General features: G+C 66.1%; 12 protein-coding genes. 2 read left to right on the forward strand and 10 right to left on the reverse strand.

Features of this window, described 5'->3' with window-relative positions; all coding sequences use genetic code 11:
- Positions 1-463 precede the first annotated feature (463 nt).
- Genes ASG79_RS05740 through ASG79_RS05750 form a run of 3 tightly spaced genes read right to left on the reverse strand, consistent with a single transcriptional unit; the run spans position 464 to position 8,002 of the window.
- Positions 464-4,168 carry a 1,4-alpha-glucan branching enzyme gene (locus ASG79_RS05740; RefSeq protein ID WP_056389201.1) on the reverse strand — a complete coding sequence of 1,235 codons (3,705 nt, stop codon included), beginning with the start codon at positions 4,166-4,168 and terminating at the stop codon, positions 464-466.
- A 1-nt stretch (position 4,169) separates the two neighbouring features.
- Positions 4,170-5,963: a maltose alpha-D-glucosyltransferase gene (gene treS / locus ASG79_RS05745; protein ID WP_018771179.1), complete on the reverse strand. Its 1,794-nt coding sequence runs from the start codon at positions 5,961-5,963 to the stop codon at positions 4,170-4,172.
- A complete protein-coding gene (locus ASG79_RS05750) occupies positions 5,960-8,002 on the reverse strand; it encodes an alpha-1,4-glucan--maltose-1-phosphate maltosyltransferase (RefSeq protein WP_056389204.1) in 2,043 nt (680 codons plus the stop codon). Before ASG79_RS05750 ends, treS begins: the two co-directional genes overlap by 4 nt.
- A 192-nt stretch (positions 8,003-8,194) precedes the next feature.
- Between ASG79_RS05750 and glgP the strand changes: the two genes are divergently transcribed.
- Both glgP and ASG79_RS05760 read left to right on the forward strand, forming a co-directional pair.
- Positions 8,195-10,813 carry an alpha-glucan family phosphorylase gene (gene glgP / locus ASG79_RS05755; RefSeq protein WP_200953149.1) on the forward strand — a complete coding sequence of 873 codons (2,619 nt, stop codon included), beginning with the start codon at positions 8,195-8,197 and terminating at the stop codon, positions 10,811-10,813.
- A gap of 63 nt (positions 10,814-10,876) precedes the next feature.
- Positions 10,877-12,664 carry a thiamine pyrophosphate-requiring protein gene (locus ASG79_RS05760; RefSeq protein ID WP_056389210.1) on the forward strand — a complete coding sequence of 596 codons (1,788 nt, stop codon included), beginning with the start codon at positions 10,877-10,879 and terminating at the stop codon, positions 12,662-12,664.
- Between the two features lie 54 nt (positions 12,665-12,718).
- Here ASG79_RS05760 and ASG79_RS05765 read toward each other — a convergent pair whose 3' ends face one another.
- The 7 genes from ASG79_RS05765 to ispD form a co-directional block, all read right to left on the reverse strand.
- On the reverse strand, positions 12,719-13,075 hold the full coding sequence (locus tag ASG79_RS05765) for a barstar family protein (RefSeq protein WP_018771183.1): 357 nt from the start codon (positions 13,073-13,075) through the stop codon (positions 12,719-12,721).
- Positions 13,076-13,082: 7 nt separating this feature from the next.
- Positions 13,083-13,571: a ribonuclease domain-containing protein gene (locus ASG79_RS05770; RefSeq protein WP_018771184.1), complete on the reverse strand. Its 489-nt coding sequence runs from the start codon at positions 13,569-13,571 to the stop codon at positions 13,083-13,085.
- Positions 13,572-13,576: 5 nt separating this feature from the next.
- A complete protein-coding gene (gene glgX, locus ASG79_RS05775) occupies positions 13,577-15,682 on the reverse strand; it encodes a glycogen debranching protein GlgX (protein WP_056389212.1) in 2,106 nt (701 codons plus the stop codon).
- 90 nt (positions 15,683-15,772) lie between these two features.
- Positions 15,773-16,762, reverse strand: a complete 990-nt coding sequence (gene rlmB, locus ASG79_RS05780; RefSeq protein ID WP_018771186.1) for a 23S rRNA (guanosine(2251)-2'-O)-methyltransferase RlmB — start codon at positions 16,760-16,762, stop codon at positions 15,773-15,775.
- 105 nt (positions 16,763-16,867) lie between these two features.
- On the reverse strand, positions 16,868-18,325 hold the full coding sequence (gene cysS / locus ASG79_RS05785) for a cysteine--tRNA ligase (RefSeq protein WP_018771187.1): 1,458 nt from the start codon (positions 18,323-18,325) through the stop codon (positions 16,868-16,870).
- Positions 18,326-18,334: 9 nt separating this feature from the next.
- Positions 18,335-18,835 (reverse strand): 2-C-methyl-D-erythritol 2,4-cyclodiphosphate synthase, encoded by a 501-nt coding sequence (gene ispF / locus ASG79_RS05790; RefSeq protein ID WP_018771188.1) that lies wholly within the window; start codon positions 18,833-18,835, stop codon positions 18,335-18,337.
- 8 nt (positions 18,836-18,843) lie between these two features.
- Positions 18,844-19,626 (reverse strand): 2-C-methyl-D-erythritol 4-phosphate cytidylyltransferase, encoded by a 783-nt coding sequence (ispD, locus tag ASG79_RS05795; protein ID WP_056389214.1) that lies wholly within the window; start codon positions 19,624-19,626, stop codon positions 18,844-18,846.
- Positions 19,627-19,648: the final 22 nt, after the last annotated feature.

The raw sequence follows: 19,648 nt of genomic DNA on the forward strand, positions 1-19,648 counted from the left end.
GTTGAAGTAAAACAAAAACAGACACAACCACAACCACCGGAAATAACGGCAGAAACAGCTGCACAAAATTTGAAACCAGCCAAAAACACCATGCACACCACGGGGTGGCGGCACAGCACAATCAACCAATTACATACATAATCGGTATCAACAAACTTGGCACACTATTGAGTTCTCAAACAACAGACACACCCGGCACCACCCAAACCAACGTCCAGGCTCGCTCCGGAGCAACTTTCCAAACTTACCGGCTGATCTCTCTCGTGTCAAACCGGCATCCGCGACCATCCTCAGCGTTAGCTTGGGGGGTTCGGTTTTCCGTCTGACTCCGTGGAGCAGCGCGGAAATAAACTCTACCACCACTCATTACGGATCGCCAGTCCGCTGCCGGAGGGCGTCCTGCGGACAGCCAAAAGGCCCGGAACCACGCGGATTCCGGGCCTTTCGCTTACTGCATCTGCCGTTATTTCTTCCCGTCGGCCTGGTCAGCCGATGCGGCCCCGGGCTTGAAGTAGGACGCTCCCAGCGGGGGAAGCGTGACAGTAAGGGTGGCCGGCTGGCCATCCTGTCCCTCGTTGGTGGCCTTCAGCTCTCCACTGTTCAGCACACCCGATCCGCCGTAGGTGGTGTGGTCCGTATTAAGGACCTCGGTCCATGCGCCGGCCGTGGGAACTCCAAGGGTGTAGCCGACGTGCGGCGTACCGGAGAAGTTGATGGCGCAGACGACCGGGTTGCCGTCGGCGTCCCATCGGATGAAGGACAGGACGTTACGGTCGGCGTCTCCCCCGTTGATCCACTGGAAACCCGCAGGAACGTTGTCCTGGGTGTAGAGGGCGGGTGTCGCAGCGTACAGCTCGTTCAGGTCCTTGGTCAGCAGCTGCAGTCCGCGGTGCGCGGGGATGTCCGCGAGCCACCAGTCCAGTCCGTGCTGCTCAGACCACTCCGCTTCCTGGCCGAACTCGGTTCCCATGAAGATGAGCTGCTTGCCGGGGTGCGCCCATTGGTAGGCAAAGAAGGCGCGGAGGTTGGCCAGCTGCTGCCAGCGGTCGCCCGGCATCTTGCGGAGCATGGAGCCCTTGCCGTGGACAACTTCATCGTGGCTGATGGGCAGCAGGAAGTTCTCCGTGAAGGCGTAGACCAGGGAGAAGGTGACCGTTCCGTGGTGCCACTTGCGGTTGAAGGGATCCTCGGAGATGTACTTGAGGGAGTCGTGCATCCAGCCCATGTTCCACTTCAGGCCGAAGCCCAGGCCACCGTGGCTGGTGGGAGCGGTGACGCCCGGGAAGGCCGTCGACTCTTCCGCGATCATGACGGCGCCGGGGTGTGTCTTGTAGACCGTGGCGTTGACTTCCTGCAGGAAGGAGATGGCTTCCAGGTTTTCCCTTCCGCCGAAGCGGTTGGGCCGCCACTGGCCTTCCTGGCGGGAGTAATCGAGGTAGAGCATGGAGGCCACCGCGTCCACGCGCAGGCCGTCGATATGGAACTCCTCCAGCCAGTACAGCGCGTTGGCCACCAGGAAGTTCCGGACCTCGGTGCGGCCGAAGTCGAAGATCAGGGTGCCCCAGTCCGGGTGTTCCCCCAGCGCCGGATCCGCGTGCTCGTAAAGAGGCTCGCCGTCGAACTGGGCCAATGCCCAGGAATCCTTGGGGAAGTGTGCAGGCACCCAGTCCAGGAGCACGCCGATGCCCGCCTGGTGGAGGGCGTCCACCAGGTAGCGGAACTCGTCGGGATGTCCGAACCTGGACGTGGGTGCGAAGTAGGAGGTGACCTGGTAACCCCAGGAACCGCCGAACGGGTGCTCCGCGACGGGCATGAATTCCACGTGCGTGAACCCGAGCCACTTGACGTACTCCACCAGTTCGTCGGCGAGTTCACGGTAGCCAAGGCCCAGCCGCCAGGACCCGAGGTGCACTTCGTAGACGCTCATGGCCGAGTTGTGCGGGTCCCGTTTGGCCCGCGCTTCCATCCATTCGTCGTCCTTGAAGGCGTAGGAAGGTTCCACCACCCGGGACGCCGTCAGTGGGGGCACCTCCGTGCCGAAGGCCAGCGGATCGGCCTTTTCGACCCAGTAGCCGCCCCGTGTCAGGATCTCGTACTTGTAGCAGGCACCTGCCGCGACGCCGGGAATGAACACTTCCCAGACACCGGAGGAACCCAGCGACCGCATGGAGTTTTCCCGTCCGTCCCAGGCGTTGAAATCGCCCTTGACCCGGACGGCCTGCGCGTTGGGGGCCCAGACGGCGAACGACACACCGTTGACGTCCCCAAGCGATGATTTGTAGTGCCGCACGTGGGCACCGAGAACCTGCCACAGTTTTTCGTGCCGGCCTTCACCAATGAGGTGCAGGTCCACTTCGCCTACGGTGGGCAGGTAGCGGTAGGGCTCATCTATGGTCACCGGGTCCTTGCCCGGGTAGGTGACCGAGAGCCGGTAGTCGGGAACGTGGCCCTGGTCCTGCGGATCCAGGACCGCAACCCAAACGCCGTGAGCCTCGTGTTGCATTGGCACTTCACCGGCTTGGGTGACCACGGTGATCGCTTCGGCAAGATGCTTCACGGTGCGGATGGTGACATGCCCGTAGTCGTCCAGGTGCGCGCCCAGGACGGAGTGGGGGGCGTGGTGTTCACCGTTCGCGATCCTGCCCAGGGTGCCTTCGTCCACGTGCAGCGGCACCCCCGGCTGGTCAGTTCGTGCTGAGCCTGTCATTTTGTTACCTTCCGATGCTGCACCGGCCTGATCGCCGGCACCGTTACCGCTTAGGAGCCGCCTGGAGGCGTTTACTGGAATCGCCACCCAGTCGGGCCTGTTACGCATTTCATAAACAACTTCGTACAGCGCCTTGTCCAGCCACAATGCCACAAACAGGGGCGAGGTCCGGTCCACCGTGCCGGGAATGACCCCCGCGTACCCGGCAAGGAAGGCATCGGCGCAATCGTCGACCCAGCTGTCCGGGACCTGTGCACCTTCCTGCTCGCGCTGCGCCGCACCGGCCGCGTAGTCGAAGGAGCGCAGCATTCCTACCACGTCCCGGAGTGGTACGTCCGGGACGTTCCGTTCGGAGATGGGCCGCAGGGGCTCGCCCTCGAAATCCAGGATGGCCCAGCGCGATTGGTCGCCGGATTGTCCGGTCACGAGGAGGATCTGGCCCAGGTGGAGGTCGCCGTGGATGCGCTGCAGCGGCCCGGCGGGAACCTTGTCCAGGCCGGCCAGCAGGGCGTCCAGGGCGTCGTCGTAAGGCCCGACGGCGGCACGGGCTTCCGCCCAAGCAGCGCGGACACGCTGGGCAACAGCAGCTCCTGGCGCCTTTCCGGGTTCGGGCTCGGCTGACTGCCCCAGTGCCTCCGCCAACCGCTTGTGCACCGTTGCGGTGGCCGCGCCCAGGGCGCGGGCTTCTGCCGTGAAGTCGGTGCCGGAGCGGGCGGCGTCAACCGCCAGCCGCCAGGCGTCGCGGCCGCCGGCGAGGAACTCGTGGGCCACCGCAAGCTCACCTTGGACGTAGCGGCTGCTTTGTCCGGCGTTACCGGATTTTCCGAGCCACTCCCCGCGGACCCAGCCCAGGGTGGCGGGGACTTCCGCTGTGCCGGCCCTGGTCAAGGCAGCACCGACTTCAATCTCCGGGTTGGTCCCGTCCGACAGGACGCGGAAGAATTTCACCATGGCGGCAGATTCGCCGTCGTCCACGATGACTGAACTGTTGGACTGCTCCCCCGAGAGCACCTTCACCACGCCCTTGGCAGTGGGCAGGCGGTGCGGCCCTTCCACCCGGAATCCGGTGGCACTGCCGCTTGCGGCCTTCGACCCGTCCCGGATGAGGTCGAGCCAGGCGCCTACGAAGTCGGGGTCGTGGACAGCGTCGTAGACCCAGGGACGGGTTGGATCCATTCCTGCGGCTTCGCCTACCAGCGCCCGTTCCATGCCGCCGGCCGGTGCCGGGCGGAAGCTCAAGGGGACCTGGACCACGGCGCTGCGCGGGCCGCCGTCGGGCCCCTCCATGGTGACGTTGAGGAGGAATACGGCCAGCGCGGCGTGCCCGGTGGGATCCTCCAGGCCCAGGCTGCCGGCCTGGGAAATGGCGAAATCGGGTGTCTTGACGGGGAACCATCGCTGCTGCGGCAGCCATTCCTTGAGCAGCGCAGTCAGGGCGGGAGTGAGGATTGGCTGGTTCATCTCAGTTCTCTATCGACAGGATGGGCATGGCCTGGGTGAAGGGCGACGACGGATTGGACCCCGCCGACCGCATGCGGAGCCAGAAGAAGTCATGGCTTCCGAGGGTCAGGGTGAGGGTGCCGTCATCGCCGATGCCGGGGAAGATCTGTCCACCGAAGACGTCGCGCAACCCGCGCCCGGCATATTCCGGAATGCGCAGCGTGGCGGCGACGGGGTGCTGGGAGAGGTTGAAGGCGCACAAAATGATTTCTCCATCGACGCCCGCAGGGTTGCTGTCCGGCAGTTCACGAAGGTAGGCCAGGACGGCGTCGTGGTCCGCCTCCACGTGCTTGAACCCGCCCAGTCCGAAAGCCGGGTGGTTCTTGCGGACGCTGAGGATCTGCCGGGTCCAGCGCAGCAGGGACCCGGAGTGGGCAGCCTCCGCTTCGACATTGGCCATGCCGTAGTTGTAGACCAGCGACTGGATGGGCGGCAGGTACAGCTTGCCGGGATCCGCATGGGAGAAGCCGGCATTCCGGTCCGGGTTCCACTGCATGGGGGTGCGGACGGCGTCGCGGTCCTCAAGCCAGATGTTGTCCCCCATGCCGATCTCGTCCCCGTAGTACAGGAAGGGGCTGCCCGGAAGCGAGAGCAGGAGGGCATTGATCAACTCGATCTCGGCGCGGGAATTATCAAGCAGCGGTGCCAGCCTGCGCCGGATGCCGATGTTGGCCCGCATCCGGGGGTCGGGGGCGTACCAGCCCAGCATCGCCGCGCGCTCATCGGCGGTGACCATCTCCAGGGTCAGCTCGTCGTGGTTCCGGAGGAATGTTCCCCACTGCGCGCCCTCGGGGATGTCCGGGGTGTCGCGCATGGTTTCGATGATGGGAGCGGCCTTCTGGTCCCGCAGCGCGTAATAGAGGCGGGGCATGATGGGGAAGTGGAACGCCATGTGGCATTCGGGTTCCTCAACGGTGCCGAAATACTCCACCACTTCGGTGGGCGGCTGGTTTGCCTCGGCAATGATGACGCGGCCGGGATAGCTTTCGTCCACCATGGCCCGCAGCCGGCGGAGGAACTCGTGGGTGGCCGGGAGGTTCTCGCAGTTGGTGCCCTCTTCCTCAAAGAGGTAGGGGATGGCGTCTGCCCGGAAACCGTCGATCCCCTGGTCCAGCCAGAACCGGACAACGTCGAAGACGGCGTCGATCACCTTCGGGTTTTCGAAGTTCAGGTCAGGCTGGTGGCTGAAGAACCGGTGCCAGAAGAACTGCCGGCGGATGGGATCGAACGTCCAGTTCGATTCCTCGGTGTCGACGAAGATGATGCGCGCGTCCTGGTACTTCTCGTCCGTGTCGCTCCAGACGTAGAAGTCCCCGAAAGGGCCGTCCGGGTCCTTCCGCGATTCCTGGAACCACGGGTGCTGGTCGGAAGTGTGGTTCAGGGGCAGGTCGATGATCACCCGGACGCCGCGGGCATGGGCTTCTGCCACGAGGCGCTTGAAATCGCTGATGGTGCCGAATTCGTCCAGGACGGAGTTGTAGTCGGAGATGTCGTAGCCGCCGTCGCGCAGCGGTGACTGGAAGAACGGGGGCAGCCAGAGGCAGTCAACGCCCAGCCACTGCAGGTAATCCAACCGGTCGATGAGCCCGGAGAAATCCCCGGACCCATCGCCGTTGGCATCCGCAAAGGCCCTGACAAGTACTTCATAGAACACGGCCTTGCGGTACCACAGCGGGTCATGCTGGAGGCCAGGGGCATTTAGCTCGAACGTGCTCTTTGGGGTGAAGTGGCCGGAACTTTGCGGATTAAAACTCACGAATGCATTCTCCTCACGCTCAGGATGTGGGCCGGTTCCACGTGCGGGTCGAGCCGCACATAGTTGTACTCGCCCCACTCCCAGCTTTGGCCGGAGATCAGGTCGTCAACGTAGAAGCCGCCGCCCGGGGTGCGGTCCTGCGGATCGAGCTCCAGGGCTGCCAGGTCCAGCGCCACGCTGCTTTCCTTGGTGACATGCGGGTCCACGTTGACCACCACGATGATGGTGTCCTTGGTCCCGTCGGGAAGGGTCTTGTGCTTGGAGTACACCACCGTGGATTCGTCCGTGCTCTGGTGGACCGTCAGGTTCTGAAGGTCCAGCAGCGCCGGGTGGTCACGGCGGATGTGGTTCAGCCGTGTGATGTACGGTGCCAGCGAGCGCCCAGACTCGGCTGCGGCGTCCCAGTCGCGGGCCTTGTACTCGAACTTCTCGTTGTCGATGTATTCCTCGGCGCCGGGCCGGGCCACATGCTCGTACAGTTCGTAGCCGGCGTAGACGCCCCAGAGCGGGCTTCCGGTGGAGGCAAGGACCGCCCGGATCCGGAACGCGGCGGGGCCGCCGTACTGCAGGTATTCGGTCAGGATGTCCGGGGTGTTGACGAAGAAGTTGGGGCGGAAGAAGGCCGGGGATTCGTGGCTGACTTCGTCGAAGTACGCCTCGATCTCCTTCTTGGTGTTGCGCCAGGTGAAGTAGGTGTAGGACTGCTGGAAGCCGGCCCTGCCCAGTGCGTGCATCATGGCGGGGCGGGTGAACGCTTCGGCGAGGAACACCACGCCCGGGACCGTTTTATTCACTTCGGCAATAAGCCATTCCCAGAACCACACCGGTTTGGTATGCGGGTTATCCACCCGGAAAATCTTTACGCCGTGGCTGACCCACAACAGGACAATCCGCAGAATTTCCCGGGAAAGCCCTTCAGGATCATTATCGAAATTGAGCGGATATATGTCCTGGTACTTCTTTGGCGGGTTTTCGGCGTAGGCAATGCTGCCGTCCACCCGGGTGGTGAACCATTCCGGATGGGACTCCACCCAAGGGTGGTCCGGGGCTGCCTGAAGCGCAAGGTCCAGGGCAACTTCCAGGCCCAGTTCGTTGGCCCGCGCCACGAAGGCGTCGAAGTCCTCGAAGGAACCGAGGTCGGGGTGGATGGCGTCATGGCCGCCCTCCTTGGCTCCAATGGCCCAGGGCGAGCCGGGATCATTGGGGCCGGCAACCAGGGTGTTGTTGGGTCCCTTGCGGTGCTGCACGCCGATGGGATGGATGGGCGGCATGTACAGGACGTCGAAGCCCATGGCGGCCACGGCGTCGAGCCGCCTTGCCGCGGTCCGGAAGTTTCCTGACGTCCAAGCGCCCGTGTTGTGGTCCTTGACCGCGCCTTCAGAGCGGGGGAAGAACTCGTACCAGGCGCCGCGGCCGGCGCGGTCCCGCTCCACCAGGAGGGGGAACTTCTCGGAAACCGTCACCAGTTCCCGGATGGGCTGCCGGGCCACGATGTCAGCGATTTCCTGGCTGAACCCTGCCCCGAGCCGTTCCTCGGTGCTGCGGGACTGGTCGGCCAGGACGTCGGAGGCGTGCCGCAGCGCTGCCCGGTCCACCTCGTCCCGGAAGTCCTCGGTGGACGCTTCGCCCAGCAGTTTGGCACCTTCGGTAAGCATGAGTTCGACGTCGATCCCGGCGTCGATCTTCACCTCGGCGTTGTGGTGCCAGGTGCCGTAGCGGTCGTGCCAGGCTTCGATCACAAAGGACCAGTTCCCGGTTTCCGACGGCGTGAGCACGCCTTCCCAGCGGTCCGTTCCCATGCCGCGTTCCCCGCGGGGCGGCGCGAGCCGCACACGCTGGCGCTCCGCGCCGGAGGGGTCCAGGAGCACGGCGCTCACACCGAGCTGGTCATGCCCTTCGCGGAAGGCGGTGGCGCCCACCACGATGGCTTCGCCGGGCAGGGCTTTGGCCGGAAACTTGCCGCCCTCGACGACGGGCTGCACTGCGGTAATGGGAAAACGCCCGAACCGAAGGCCCTCCGTGATACGGCGCTGGGGCATTTTGGTGGATGCGGCACTGGTTCCTGAGTTAGTCGTCACAGGCTCGACGTTAGCGAGAAATGGCCAGGATTGCTAAGCGTGCTCACTAAAATTCCTCGCGCCGCGGCCCAATTTCTTCACGCCCCTGTCATTTACCCAAAAGAAACCGAAAGCTGGTTCCAGCCGCGCATGTTGTCGATTAGTGTGACGCAGGTGAAGGCAATCCGCAGGTTTACGGTCCGTACAGTCCTCCCCGAGCCCATCCGGCCCCTGGCCAGGCTGGCCAGCAACTTGCGGTGGTCCTGGCACCGGCCCACGCGGGAGCTTTTCGCGGCACTGAACCCGCGCCTCTGGGAGGAAAGCGGGCAGGATCCCATCGGCTTCCTGGGAATGGTCAGCCGCGAGGAATTCCAGCGGCTCGCCGGGGACCAGTCAGTGGTGGACCGGGTGCGGGCTGCCGAAGAGGACCTCGACCGGTACCTTGAGGAACCCCGCTGGTACCAGGGCCTGGGCCCGGACGCCCCCGCCTCCATCGCCTACTTCTCCCCCGAGTTCGGCATTACCGAGGTCCTCCCCCAGTATTCGGGCGGCCTGGGCATCCTGGCCGGTGACCACTTGAAGGCTGCCTCGGACCTGGGTGTTCCGCTGATCGGGGTGGGCCTGCTGTACCAGGCGGGTTATTTCAAGCAATCACTCTCGCGCGATGCCTGGCAGCAGGAGACCTACCCGGTCCTGGATCCGGACGGGCTGCCCCTGACCTTGCTCCGCGAGCCGTCCCCCGACGGCAACGGCAAGGCCCTGCAGATCTCACTCCCCCTGCCCAACGGAAGGCGGCTGCTGGCACACATCTGGCGTGCCGACGTCGGACGCGTTCCCCTGCTCCTGCTGGACTCCAACGTGCCGGGCAACGACGATGCCGCCCGCAGCATCACGGACCGGCTGTACGGGGGCGGCGGCGACCACCGGCTGCAGCAGGAACTCCTGCTCGGCATGGGCGGCGTCAAGGCCCTGCGCGCTTTCCAGAAGCTGACAGGCTGCGCCGCACCGGAGGTGTTCCACACCAATGAAGGGCACGCCGGGTTCCTTGGGATCGAACGCATCCAGGAGCTGATGTCCGGTGAACAGGCCCTGAGCTTCGACGAAGCACTGGCCGCGGGGCGTGCCTCCACGGTGTTCACAACGCACACGCCCGTCCCGGCAGGCATTGACAGGTTCGAAATCAACCAGATCAGCCACTTCTTCCAGGCCGGCCTGGCTCCCGCGGTGCCGCTGGACCGGATCCTGGAACTGGGCAGGGAAAACTATGCGGACGGCAACCCGTCCGTCTTCAACATGGCGGTGATGGGCCTGCGCCTTGCCCAGCGCGCCAACGGCGTGGCCAAACTGCACGGCGAAGTGTCCCGCGGCATGTTCTCCGCCCTGTGGCCGGGCTTCGACCACTCCGAGGTGCCCATCACCTCGGTTACCAACGGCGTGCACGTGCCCACCTGGGTGGACAGCCGCATCTCCAAACTGGCCCGCGACCAGTTCGGCAGCGAGGCGGAAGCGCTGGGCAAATGGGACCTGGCCTACAACGTCAGCGACGCAGATGTCTGGGCGCTCCGCCGGGAGATGCGGGCTGCGCTGGTGGAGGACGTCCGCCGCAGGCTGCGCGCTGCCTGGAAGAAGCGCGGCGCGGCCGACGCCGAGCTGGGCTGGACGGACAGCGTCCTGGACCCGGATGTGCTGACCATCGGTTTTGCCCGCCGGGTGCCCACTTACAAGCGGCTCACCCTGATGCTGCGCGAACCTGCCCGGCTCAAGGCGCTGCTGCTGCACAAGGAGCACCCCATCCAGCTGGTCATCGCTGGAAAGTCGCACCCTGCCGATGATGCCGGGAAGAAAATGATCCAGGACCTGGTGCGCTTCACGGACGATCCCGAGGTGCGGCACCGTATCGCGTTCCTGCCCAACTACGACATCGCCATGGCCAGGACCTTGTTCCCGGGCTGTGACGTCTGGCTGAACAACCCGCTGCGGCCGCTGGAGGCCTGCGGGACCTCCGGCATGAAGGCGGCGCTGAACGGCTCGCTGAACCTGTCCGTCCTGGACGGCTGGTGGGATGAGATGTACGACGGCGAGAACGGCTGGGCGATTCCCACCGCCAACAACGACGCCTCCCCCGAGGAACGCGACGACATCGAGGCGGCGGCGCTGTACGAGCTGCTTGAAACGCAGGTGGCACCGCGCTTCTACGGGAGCACGGTATCCGAGGGGGCAGGAGCTGCCGGGCCTTCGACCACCCGGAGTGAGAAGGTCCCCACGCATTGGGTGTCCATGATCAAGCACACCCTGTCCCACCTGGGTCCGGCCGTTTCCGCGGAGCGCATGCTCCGCGACTACGTGAACATCCTGTACCGCCCCGCCGCCGAAGCCGGCCGCAGCGCCACCGCCAACTCCTATGCCCAGGCCCGTGCCTTGGCGTCGTGGTCGGCCAAGGTCCGCTTGGCCTGGCCCCAGGTGCACGTGGAGCACGTGGATTCCGTGGGTGTGTCCGAGGATCCGCAGATCGGCGACACACTGCAGGTCAACGCCTACATAGCGCTGAATGCCCTCACCCCCGAGGATGTCTGCGTGGAAGTGGCTTATGGCCGGGCCGAAGAGAACGACGCCCTGGCAGACATCACCATGATGGAGCTGCAGGTGAAGGAGGACCTTGGCAACGGACGGCACCTGTTCAGCGGTTCGCTGGTGATCGACCGCTCCGGACCGTTCGGATACACCGTCCGCGTACTGCCCCGGCATGAAGCACTGGCCTCCAAGGCGGAGCTGGGGCTGATCGTCAACGCTTAGCCCGCCGCTCCGATGGGTACGGCTCCTGGGCAGGCAGGGACCAACCCGACGCAGGAGGGCGCAATGACCGAACGTACGGTAGCGGATGTGATCGTGGAGCGCCTCACCACGTGGGGTGTGGGGCGGGTCTTCGGCTACAGCGGGGACGGCATCAACGGATTCATGGGTGCCCTGCGCCGCACCGATGGACGGGTTGAGTTCGTCCAGGCCCGGCATGAGGAGTCGGCGGCCTTCATGGCCGTGGGCCATGCCAAGTACACGGGCGGAGTGGGCGTGGTGACCTCCACCCAAGGCCCCGGCGCCGTCCATCTGCTCAACGGGCTGTACGACGCGAAGCTGGACGGCGTGCCGGTGGTGGCCATCGTGGGGCAGCAGAGCCGCACCGTGCTGGGTTCGGCCTACATGCAGGAAATCGACCTCAACGCCTTGTTCAAGGACGTCGCCTCCCAGTTCGTGCAGCTGGTGAGCGCGCCCGAGCAGGTGCCCATGGTGCTGGACCGTGCCTTCCGGACGGCGAAGGCAACCTCCTCCCCCTGCGTGGCCATCATTCCGCATGACGTGCAGTCCGCGCCTGCCCCGGAGCTGGAACAGCAGCACGGCATCGTTGTCACAGCCCCCTCCTGGAGTGCTGCGGCCAAGAGCCCCCGCGGGGAAGACCTGGCCGCCGCAGCTGCCCTCCTCAATTCCGCAGAGAGGGTAGCCCTCCTGGTGGGCCAGGGTGCCAGGCACGCCGGCAAGGAAGTGGTTGCCGTGGCGGAAAAGCTTGGGGCCGGCATCGCCACCAGCCTCCTGGGCAAGCCCTACGTGGATGAGAACCTGCCCTTCGCGGTGGGAACCATGGGGCATCTGGGCACCACGGCCAGTGCCCACCTTCTGGGCAATTGCGACGCCCTCCTCATAGTGGGTTCCAACGACCCCTGGACCGAGTTCTACCCGCCGCCCGGGGCCGCGCGCGCCGTGCAGATCGACATTGACGAGAAGAAGATCGGCAACCGCTACCCCGTGGAGGTGGGCCTGGCGGGAGACGCCGCGTCCGCCCTGGAAGCCTTGAACCAACGGCTGGAACACCGCCCACGCACCCAATGGCGTTCAGATGTGGAGGAGGCCGTCAGCCGGTGGCGCATCCTCTCGGCAGACCGGGCTGCAGTTGCGGCGAGCCCCATTAATCCTGAACGTGTGGTGCGTGAGCTTAACGGCAGGCTGCCGGAGAACGCCCAGCTGAGTGTCGACGTCGGAAGTTGTGTTTACTGGTATGCCCGTCAACTGGTGCTGCCCCTGAACGTCCCGGCGCACCTGTCCGGGACGTTGGCCAGCATGGGCTGCGCCATCCCTTACGGGATTGCCGCCAAGCTGGCGCATCCGGACCGCCCGCTCGTGGCCCTGGCCGGGGACGGTGCCATGCAGATGCTGGGCGTGGCCGAGCTGGTCACGGTGGCGCACAGGTGGCGCCAGTGGCAGGACCCACGGTTCGTGGTGTGCGTCTTCAACAACCGGGAACTTACCGAGGTCACGTGGGAGCAGCGTGAGTCGGAGGCCGAGCCGAGGTTTGCCGCAAGCCAGGAGCTTCCCGATTTTCCGTTCGCCGGCTACGCGGAACTGCTGGGTTTGAGGGGCATCCGGGTGGAGGACCCGGAGCAAATCGCAGACGCCTGGGACCAGGCCTTCGCCGCGGACTGCCCCGTGGTGATCGACGTACTGACCGACCCCGAGGTCCCGTTGCTTCCGCCGTTCCCGGCCGGGCGCCAGAAGGCGGAGAGCATGCGGAAAGGGCTGTCAGCGGAGGACGACGGCGGCCGGGCCTCTGCGCTGCTGGACACCTATGCCGCGCACGAGGAGCGACCGGAGGGCTAGCCGCGTGTGCCCGGTCCCTTGGGGAGGAACGGGACTTTCAGGACGGGAGCCGGGTCAGAGCATGACGGCGGTGACGGCAAGGTCATTGCCCGCGTACCGTTCGGCGTCCTGCAGGATTTCGCAGATGATCCCGAACGACCTGTCGCTGCGGAACGGGGCAGCCACCTGCCACAGGACCGTGACGGGTGGGTTGCCATTGTCGGTGATGCTGTCCGCGAAGTCGTGGAGCGAGTCGTTCAGCGCGTCCAGGTTCACGCCATAGTGTTCGGGAAAATCCAGGACCTCACCGAAGGTTTCCAGGACGGCACGTTTGCTGTCCGCGGGTGGGACCACCACGCTGCGCCGGCCGGCATCCGCCACCTGTTCCTGCAGCTCTTCCAGGGTCCAGGTGTCGCCGGAGAAGATTCTCATGGTTGCGCTAGCTGCCTTCCGCTATGTACTTGAACGTTGCGTAGTGGTCACTGGTGTAATATTTCTCCCCGCCGTCACCGGCCACGATGCGCCGCGCGCCCCGGTCCGGTTCGCCGGGGGTGGGGACGGTGTACTCGCGGTAATAGCCACGGTTCCGGACCGGCAGGACCCGCTCGAAGTTGCCGAACACCTGCTGGTCCTGGCTGTACTGGAACGGACCGCCCGCCCGGATCAGCCCCAGCACCCGGCGGCCCTCCACGGGAAGGGCAGACTCCCTGATCTCCGGCAGGCTGGACGGGTTCGCGCCCCGCTGCGGCGGGGACTGCTTCGCTGCCGGGGACGTTGCCGCTCCGCCCGGTGTGGGGGTGCGGCTGGAAGCAGTTTCCGGCGTCGTGCCTTCCGTCTGCCGGCCCAGCAGCCCGGCACCGCCGAACGCCACGATGGCCAGCACTACCAGCACGGCCAGGAGCAGGGGGAGGATGGAGCGGTTCCGCATGTGAGCTACGTGCGGTAGATGCTGATGGAGTTGGCCTCGGCCAGGTCGGTTTCCCCCGAAGCCACCTGGATGCCTTGCCGCTGCTTGTGGCGGGGCGAGGTGGTCAGCCGAAGCTCGAACAGGCTTGGATTCTTCCTCCCGGCGTCCGGCAGGGTGACCGTGACGTCCGAGGCACTGCCGTTCACTACCACCAGGCCGGCCAGTTCGCCGCCGTCGTCACCCAGCAGGAGCTGCATGACGCGGTGGTGCGGATCGTTCCAGCGTTCAGCGGACATGGGCTGGCCGTGCTGGTCGAACCAGTAGAGGTAGGACTGCTCGTCCCGCACCGGGAAATCATGCGGCTGGGCAGCCAGGAACTCCTTGCGCAGGCGGATGTACCGTTTGGTGCTGCGCAGCATTTCGTGCGCTTCCGGCGTCATGGTCCAGTCAAGCCAGGTGATGGCATTGTCCTGGCAATAGGCGTTGTTGTTCCCCTGCTGCGTCCGGGCGAGCTCGTCCCCGGCGGTGATCATGGGAACCCCCAGCGAAACCATCAGTGATGCCATCAGGTTCCGCCGCGACTGCGCCCGCCGGGCGAGGATCACACCGTTCTCGGTGGGGCCCTCCACGCCGTGGTTGTAGCTGCGGTTGTCCCCGTGCCCGTCCCTGTTCTCTTCGCCGTTGGCCTCGTTGTGCTTGCGGTCGTAGGACACGAGGTCGTTCATGGTGAAGCCGTCGTGGGCGGTGACGAAGTTGACCGATGCCAGGCGTGACCGGCCGGACGCCTGGAAGAGGCTGGCGGAACCGGACAGGGCGTCGGCGAGTTTGGCCATGGTCCCGCCGTGCCCGCCAGTGTCGATGGCGGCACGGTCTGCCAGCCAAAAGGTACGGACGGCGTCCCGGAAGTGGTCGTTCCAGTCCACCCATCCGGGCGGGAAGCGGCCTGTCTGCCAGCCTCCGTAGCCAATGTCCCAGGGCTCGGCAATCAGCTTGACCTCGGACAGCACGGGGTCGGCGGCGACAGCGGTGAGGAAAGGATGTTCGGGGTCGAATTCGTTCGCGGCGTCCCGGCAGAGCGTGACGGCCAGGTCGAACCGGAACCCGTCAATGTGGTATTCGTCCACCCAGTACCGGAGGGAATCGGTCACCAGCTGGACCACGCGCTGGTCCGCGAAGTTCAGCGTGTTGCCGCAGCCCGTCGTGTCGATGTACCTGCCGTGACCGTCCACGCGGTAGTAGGTGTCCTCCCCCAGTCCGCGGAAGCTCAGGACCGGTCCGCCCGGGCCGGCCTCGGCGGTGTGGTTATAGACGACGTCGAGGATGACCTCCAGCCCGGCCTCGTGGAGTGCCTTGACCATGGCCTTGAACTCATCCTGGACAGCCTGCGGGCCTTCCTCCCGGGCGGCCCGGGTGGCGTACCCGGGGTGCAAGGCGAAGAACGCAGCGGTGTTGTACCCCCAGTAGTTGGTCAGTCCCAGGTCCTGCAGGTGCGGCTCATCGACGTGGAAGTGCACCGGCAGGAGCTGGACGGAGGTAACGCCCAGGCTGGTCAGGTGCTCCACCACGGCTGGGTGGGCCAGGCCGGCATAGGTGCCCCTCAGCTCTTCCGGCACGTCGGGATGGAGCATGCTCTGGCCACGGACGTGGGCTTCGTACACGATCGTGTTGCGCCAGGGAAGGCGCAGGCGTTCGTCCGACCCCCAGTCGAAGTCGGTTGCGGTCCGGACGCTGGTGAGGACGCCGTCGCGCTGGTCCACTCCCCGGCCATAGGGGTCCAGGAGCAGGGGCTGGCTGCGGGAACCGTTCCCATTGCCTGCAGGAAGCCCGGAGGGCAGGGTTTGGCGGTCCGGCGTGGGACAGAAGCCGTAGTGCGATCCGTAGGGCAGGTCCTCGACAATGCCGTGATGGACGCCGCGCGTAACGTTGGGCAGCGTCTGGACCCGCCACTGGCCGCCCGGAGGGCAGTACACGATGTCCAGGCTGGACACCCCGGGGGCAAGGCAGGCGACGTTGGCGCGCGCGCCGGCGTGGTGGCGGGTACCTCCGGAATCAGCGCGCGGAACGCTGACACCGAGGGGAACAGCCGAGGAGGCATCCATGGCGGAAGCAGTGTCGAAGAGCGGCATGACCATCACCTAAATAGTAGCCGCCAGCGGCACCTGACCTGCCCGTACGCCACAGCGGCGCCGGGCAACCATCCCGGGATACCGGGCTGGAAGTACTTACCCCGCCGCGCGTTGGCGGGAGACCTCGTACAGCGAGATGCCCACGGCCATCGACGCGTTGAGTGACTCCATGGCGGAGTCGATGGGGATGGAGACGATCTGGTCGCAGTTCTCACGGACCAGGCGGCTCAGGCCCTTACCCTCGGAGCCCACAACGATGCACACCGGTTCTTTGGCCAGGGTGAGGTCAGGCAGCGAAACGTCGCCGTCGCCGTCGAGCCCCAGGACGAAGATGCCCATGTTCTTGAACTGCTTCAGGGCGTTGTTCAGGTTGGAGGCGCGGGCCACGGGCACGCGGACCGCCGCGCCGGCGCTGGTTTTCCAGGCCGAGGCGGTGACGCCCACCGAGCGGCGCTCGGGCACGATCACGCCGTGGCCGCTGAAGGCGGAGACGGAGCGGATAATGGCACCCAGGTTCCGGGGGTCCGTGATGCCGTCCAGTGCAACGAAGAGCGGCGCGTTGGCGACGTGCCCCTTCTTCCACTTCTCCACAGTTTCCTCGGCCAGTTCGTAGGCGTCCTGGTAATCGTAAGGCGGGATCTGCAGCACCAGGCCCTGGTGGACGGCGTCGTCCGTCATCCGGTCCAGTTCCGCCTTGCCGGTTTCCATCAGCGGGATGCCGCGTTCGGCGGCGAGCTTCAGGGATTCCTTGACGCGGTCGTCCATCTCGATGCGGATGGCAACGTGCAGGGCTTTGGCAGGGATGCCGGCGCGGAGCGCTTCTACGACCGAATTGCGTCCGGTCACCACTTCCTCGGTGGCACGGCCCTTGGGTCCGGACTTGGCGGCACCGGCACTGCGGGCACCGGTTCCGCGCTTGGCAGCGGAGCGCTCGGCCAGCTGCTTGGCTTTGTGTGCCTTGTGGTACGGACGGTCCTCGGCCTTGGGCGTGGGGCCCTTGCCCTCGAGGGCCTTGCGGCCATGGCCACCGGTTCCGATGGTTGGGCCCTTCTTCGCTTTAACCGATCGGCGACCATTGTTGGCCATGATGTTCCACCCTTGATTGTGTTGACTGAATCTGCCTACCAGTCTACTGACCGAAGAAAAATCGGCAGCGCCGGCAAGCGATCCGTCCCCTGGGGCGGGTAGGGATCAGTCCCGCTTGAGGCTCCACGTGGCGCCGTCCGGGCCGTCTTCCACCACGACGCCGGCCTGGTTGAGCGTGTCCCGGATGGCGTCGGAGGCGGCCCAGTCCTTTTGGGCCCGGGCAGCCGCGCGGGCGGCCAGCTGCGCTTCGACCAGCACGCCAAGGGCCTCGGCCTCCCGGGTTGCCGCGGCAGCGGAGCCTTCGACTGCGTTCAGCCCCAGGACCCCGAGCATGTCGTGGACATGGTGCAGCGCCTGCCGGGCGTCCTCCAGCCGGTCCTCAGTGAGGGCGGTGTTTCCGGAGCGGACCGTGTCATGGAGTACTGCCAGCGCCTGGGGGACGTTCAGGTCGTCATCCATGGCGCGTTCGAACGCCTCGGGAACAAGACCGTCCGTGGCAAGGGTGTAGGTTCCGTCAGAGGAAAGTGCACGCACGGCCCGGCTGATGAAGCCGTCAATGCGTTCGACGGCGGCCGCGGCCTCCTGCAGGGAGGTGGGCCGGTAGTCCAGGATGGAGCGGTAGTGCGCCTGGCCGAGGTAGTAGCGCACCACCCGCGGCGACGCGAGTTCCAGCATCTCCGCGGGGCTGATGGTGTTGCCGATGGACTTGGACATCTTTTCGCCCTGGTAGGTCACCATGCCGTTGTGCATCCAGAAGTTGGCGAACGGGTGTCCGGCCGCCTGTGACTGCGCCATCTCGTTTTCGTGGTGCGGGAAGCGCAGGTCCAGGCCGCCGCCATGGATATCGAATGCGGTACCCAGGTACTTGGTGACCATGGCCGAGCACTCAAGGTGCCAGCCGGGCCGTCCTGCCCCCCAGGGCGAAGCCCAGCTGGCGGTGGCCGGCTCCCCTTCTTTGGAGCCCTTCCACAGCGCAAAGTCGCGGGGGTCCTTCTTGCCGCGGGGGTCGGCGTCGGGCGCTGCCTGCATGTCATCGATGTTCTGCCGGGTCAGTGCGCCGTATGTGTCCCACGAACGGACGTCGAAGTACACGTCCCCTGAATCATCCAGGGCAGGATAGGCATGGCCGCGGTCAATGAGCTGCTGGATCAGGGCATGCATCTCGGGGATGTGTCCGGTGGCCCGGGGTTCGTACGTGGGCCGGGAGACGCCAAGGGTGTCGTAGGCCTTCAGGAATTCCTGCTCGTAGCGGTACGCCAGCGCCCACCATTCCTCCTGAGGCACTTCGCCCACCTCCGGGCTGAAGTCCGGCGCGAACGAAGCCTCGGACTTGGCCAGGATCTTGTCGTCGATGTCCGTCACGTTGCGGACGACCGTGACGCGCAGGCCCCGGTACTCAAGCCAGCGGGTGAGCTGGTCAAAGGCGATGGCGGAGCGGATGTGCCCCACGTGCGGCATGCCCTGGACGGTGGCGCCGCAGTAGTAGAGGCTGACCTTGCCGTCGACGATGGGGACGAAGTTCCGGACTTCGGCGGAGGCGGTGTCATAGAAGCGCAGGGTCACCGCTCCAGACTAGCTGATGGGCTGGGGCTGCTGGGGGTACACCAGCGCGGTGGCCACCGCCGAAATGCCTTCCCCGCGTCCGGTGAATCCCAGGCCGTCGCTGGTGGTTGCCGTGACGCCCACAGAGGCGCCTGCGGCTTCGCTGAGGACCTTTTGGGATTCTTCCCTGCGCGGCCCGAACTTGGGCCGGTTGGCCACGAACTGCACCGCAACGTTGCCAATTTCGAACCCGGCTGCCCGGACAATCCGGGCGGCTTCGGCCAGGAGGGTGGCGCCGGATGCGCCGGCGAACTCCGGGCGGTCGGTACCGAAGTGGGTGCCAAGGTCGCCGATACCGGCGGCCGAGAACAGGGCGTCCGCGGCCGCATGGGCGACGGCGTCACCATCTGAGTGCCCGGCGAGGCCCCGTTCGCCGGGCCATAGGAGTCCACCGAGCCAGAGGGGCCGGGGCGAGTCTTCCGGCGCGTAGGCATGGACGTCGATCCCCACCCCGGTGCGCGGCAGAACCATCTCCGCGCTCATCCTTCCACCCACCGGGCGCCGAGCGGGCCTTCCAGGAGCCCTTCCGCGAAGATCAGGTCAAGGGGCGTTGTGATCTTGAGGGACTGCGTTGATCCGCGGACGGCATGGACGGGGGTGCCGAGCATCTCCACCAGCATGGCGTCGTCGGTGACGGCCGCGGACTGCTGCTGGTCCAGGGACTGTGCGGCCTGGTGCGCCTGCAGCAGCGCGCCGATCCGGAAACCCTGGGGCGTCTGCACGGCCCGGAGCTCCTGGCGGCGGGCTGTCCCCGTGACAACTTCGGGTGCAAAGGCCGCGTCCTCCCCGGTAGTGGCGGCCACCGTTTTGACGGTGTCTACCACGGGCAGCGCCGGAATGACGGCGGCAGCGCCGGCGGCAAGGGCATCGGAGACGCGGTGGAAAACGGATTCGGGCGTGAGCGCGCGGGCGGCGTCGTGGACCAGGACCGCCTCGATGCCGTCCATCAGTGCCGAGATGCCTGCGCGGACGGAGTCGGCCCGGGTGGCTCCGCCGTCGACAATCGTCAGGAGTGGACCACCATCGGCAAGCTCGCCACGGAAGTCGTCACACAACTCCCGCAGGCCCTGGTCACCGGCAGGCAGCGCCACGCACACCTGGCTGGCCACTCCTGACGCGACAATGCCCCGCAGGGCATGTATCAGGATGGGCTCGCCGCCGAGCGGAACAGCGGCCTTGGGCATGCCGTAGCCGAGGCGCTGCCCGGAACCGGCGGCCACGAGGATGACGGCCGTGACCAGGCGCGTGGGTGATTCACTCATGCGGACTAGCCTACGACGCCGC

The sequence above is a fragment of the Arthrobacter sp. Soil761 genome (assembly GCF_001428325.1).
GTDB lineage: Bacteria > Actinomycetota > Actinomycetes > Actinomycetales > Micrococcaceae > Arthrobacter.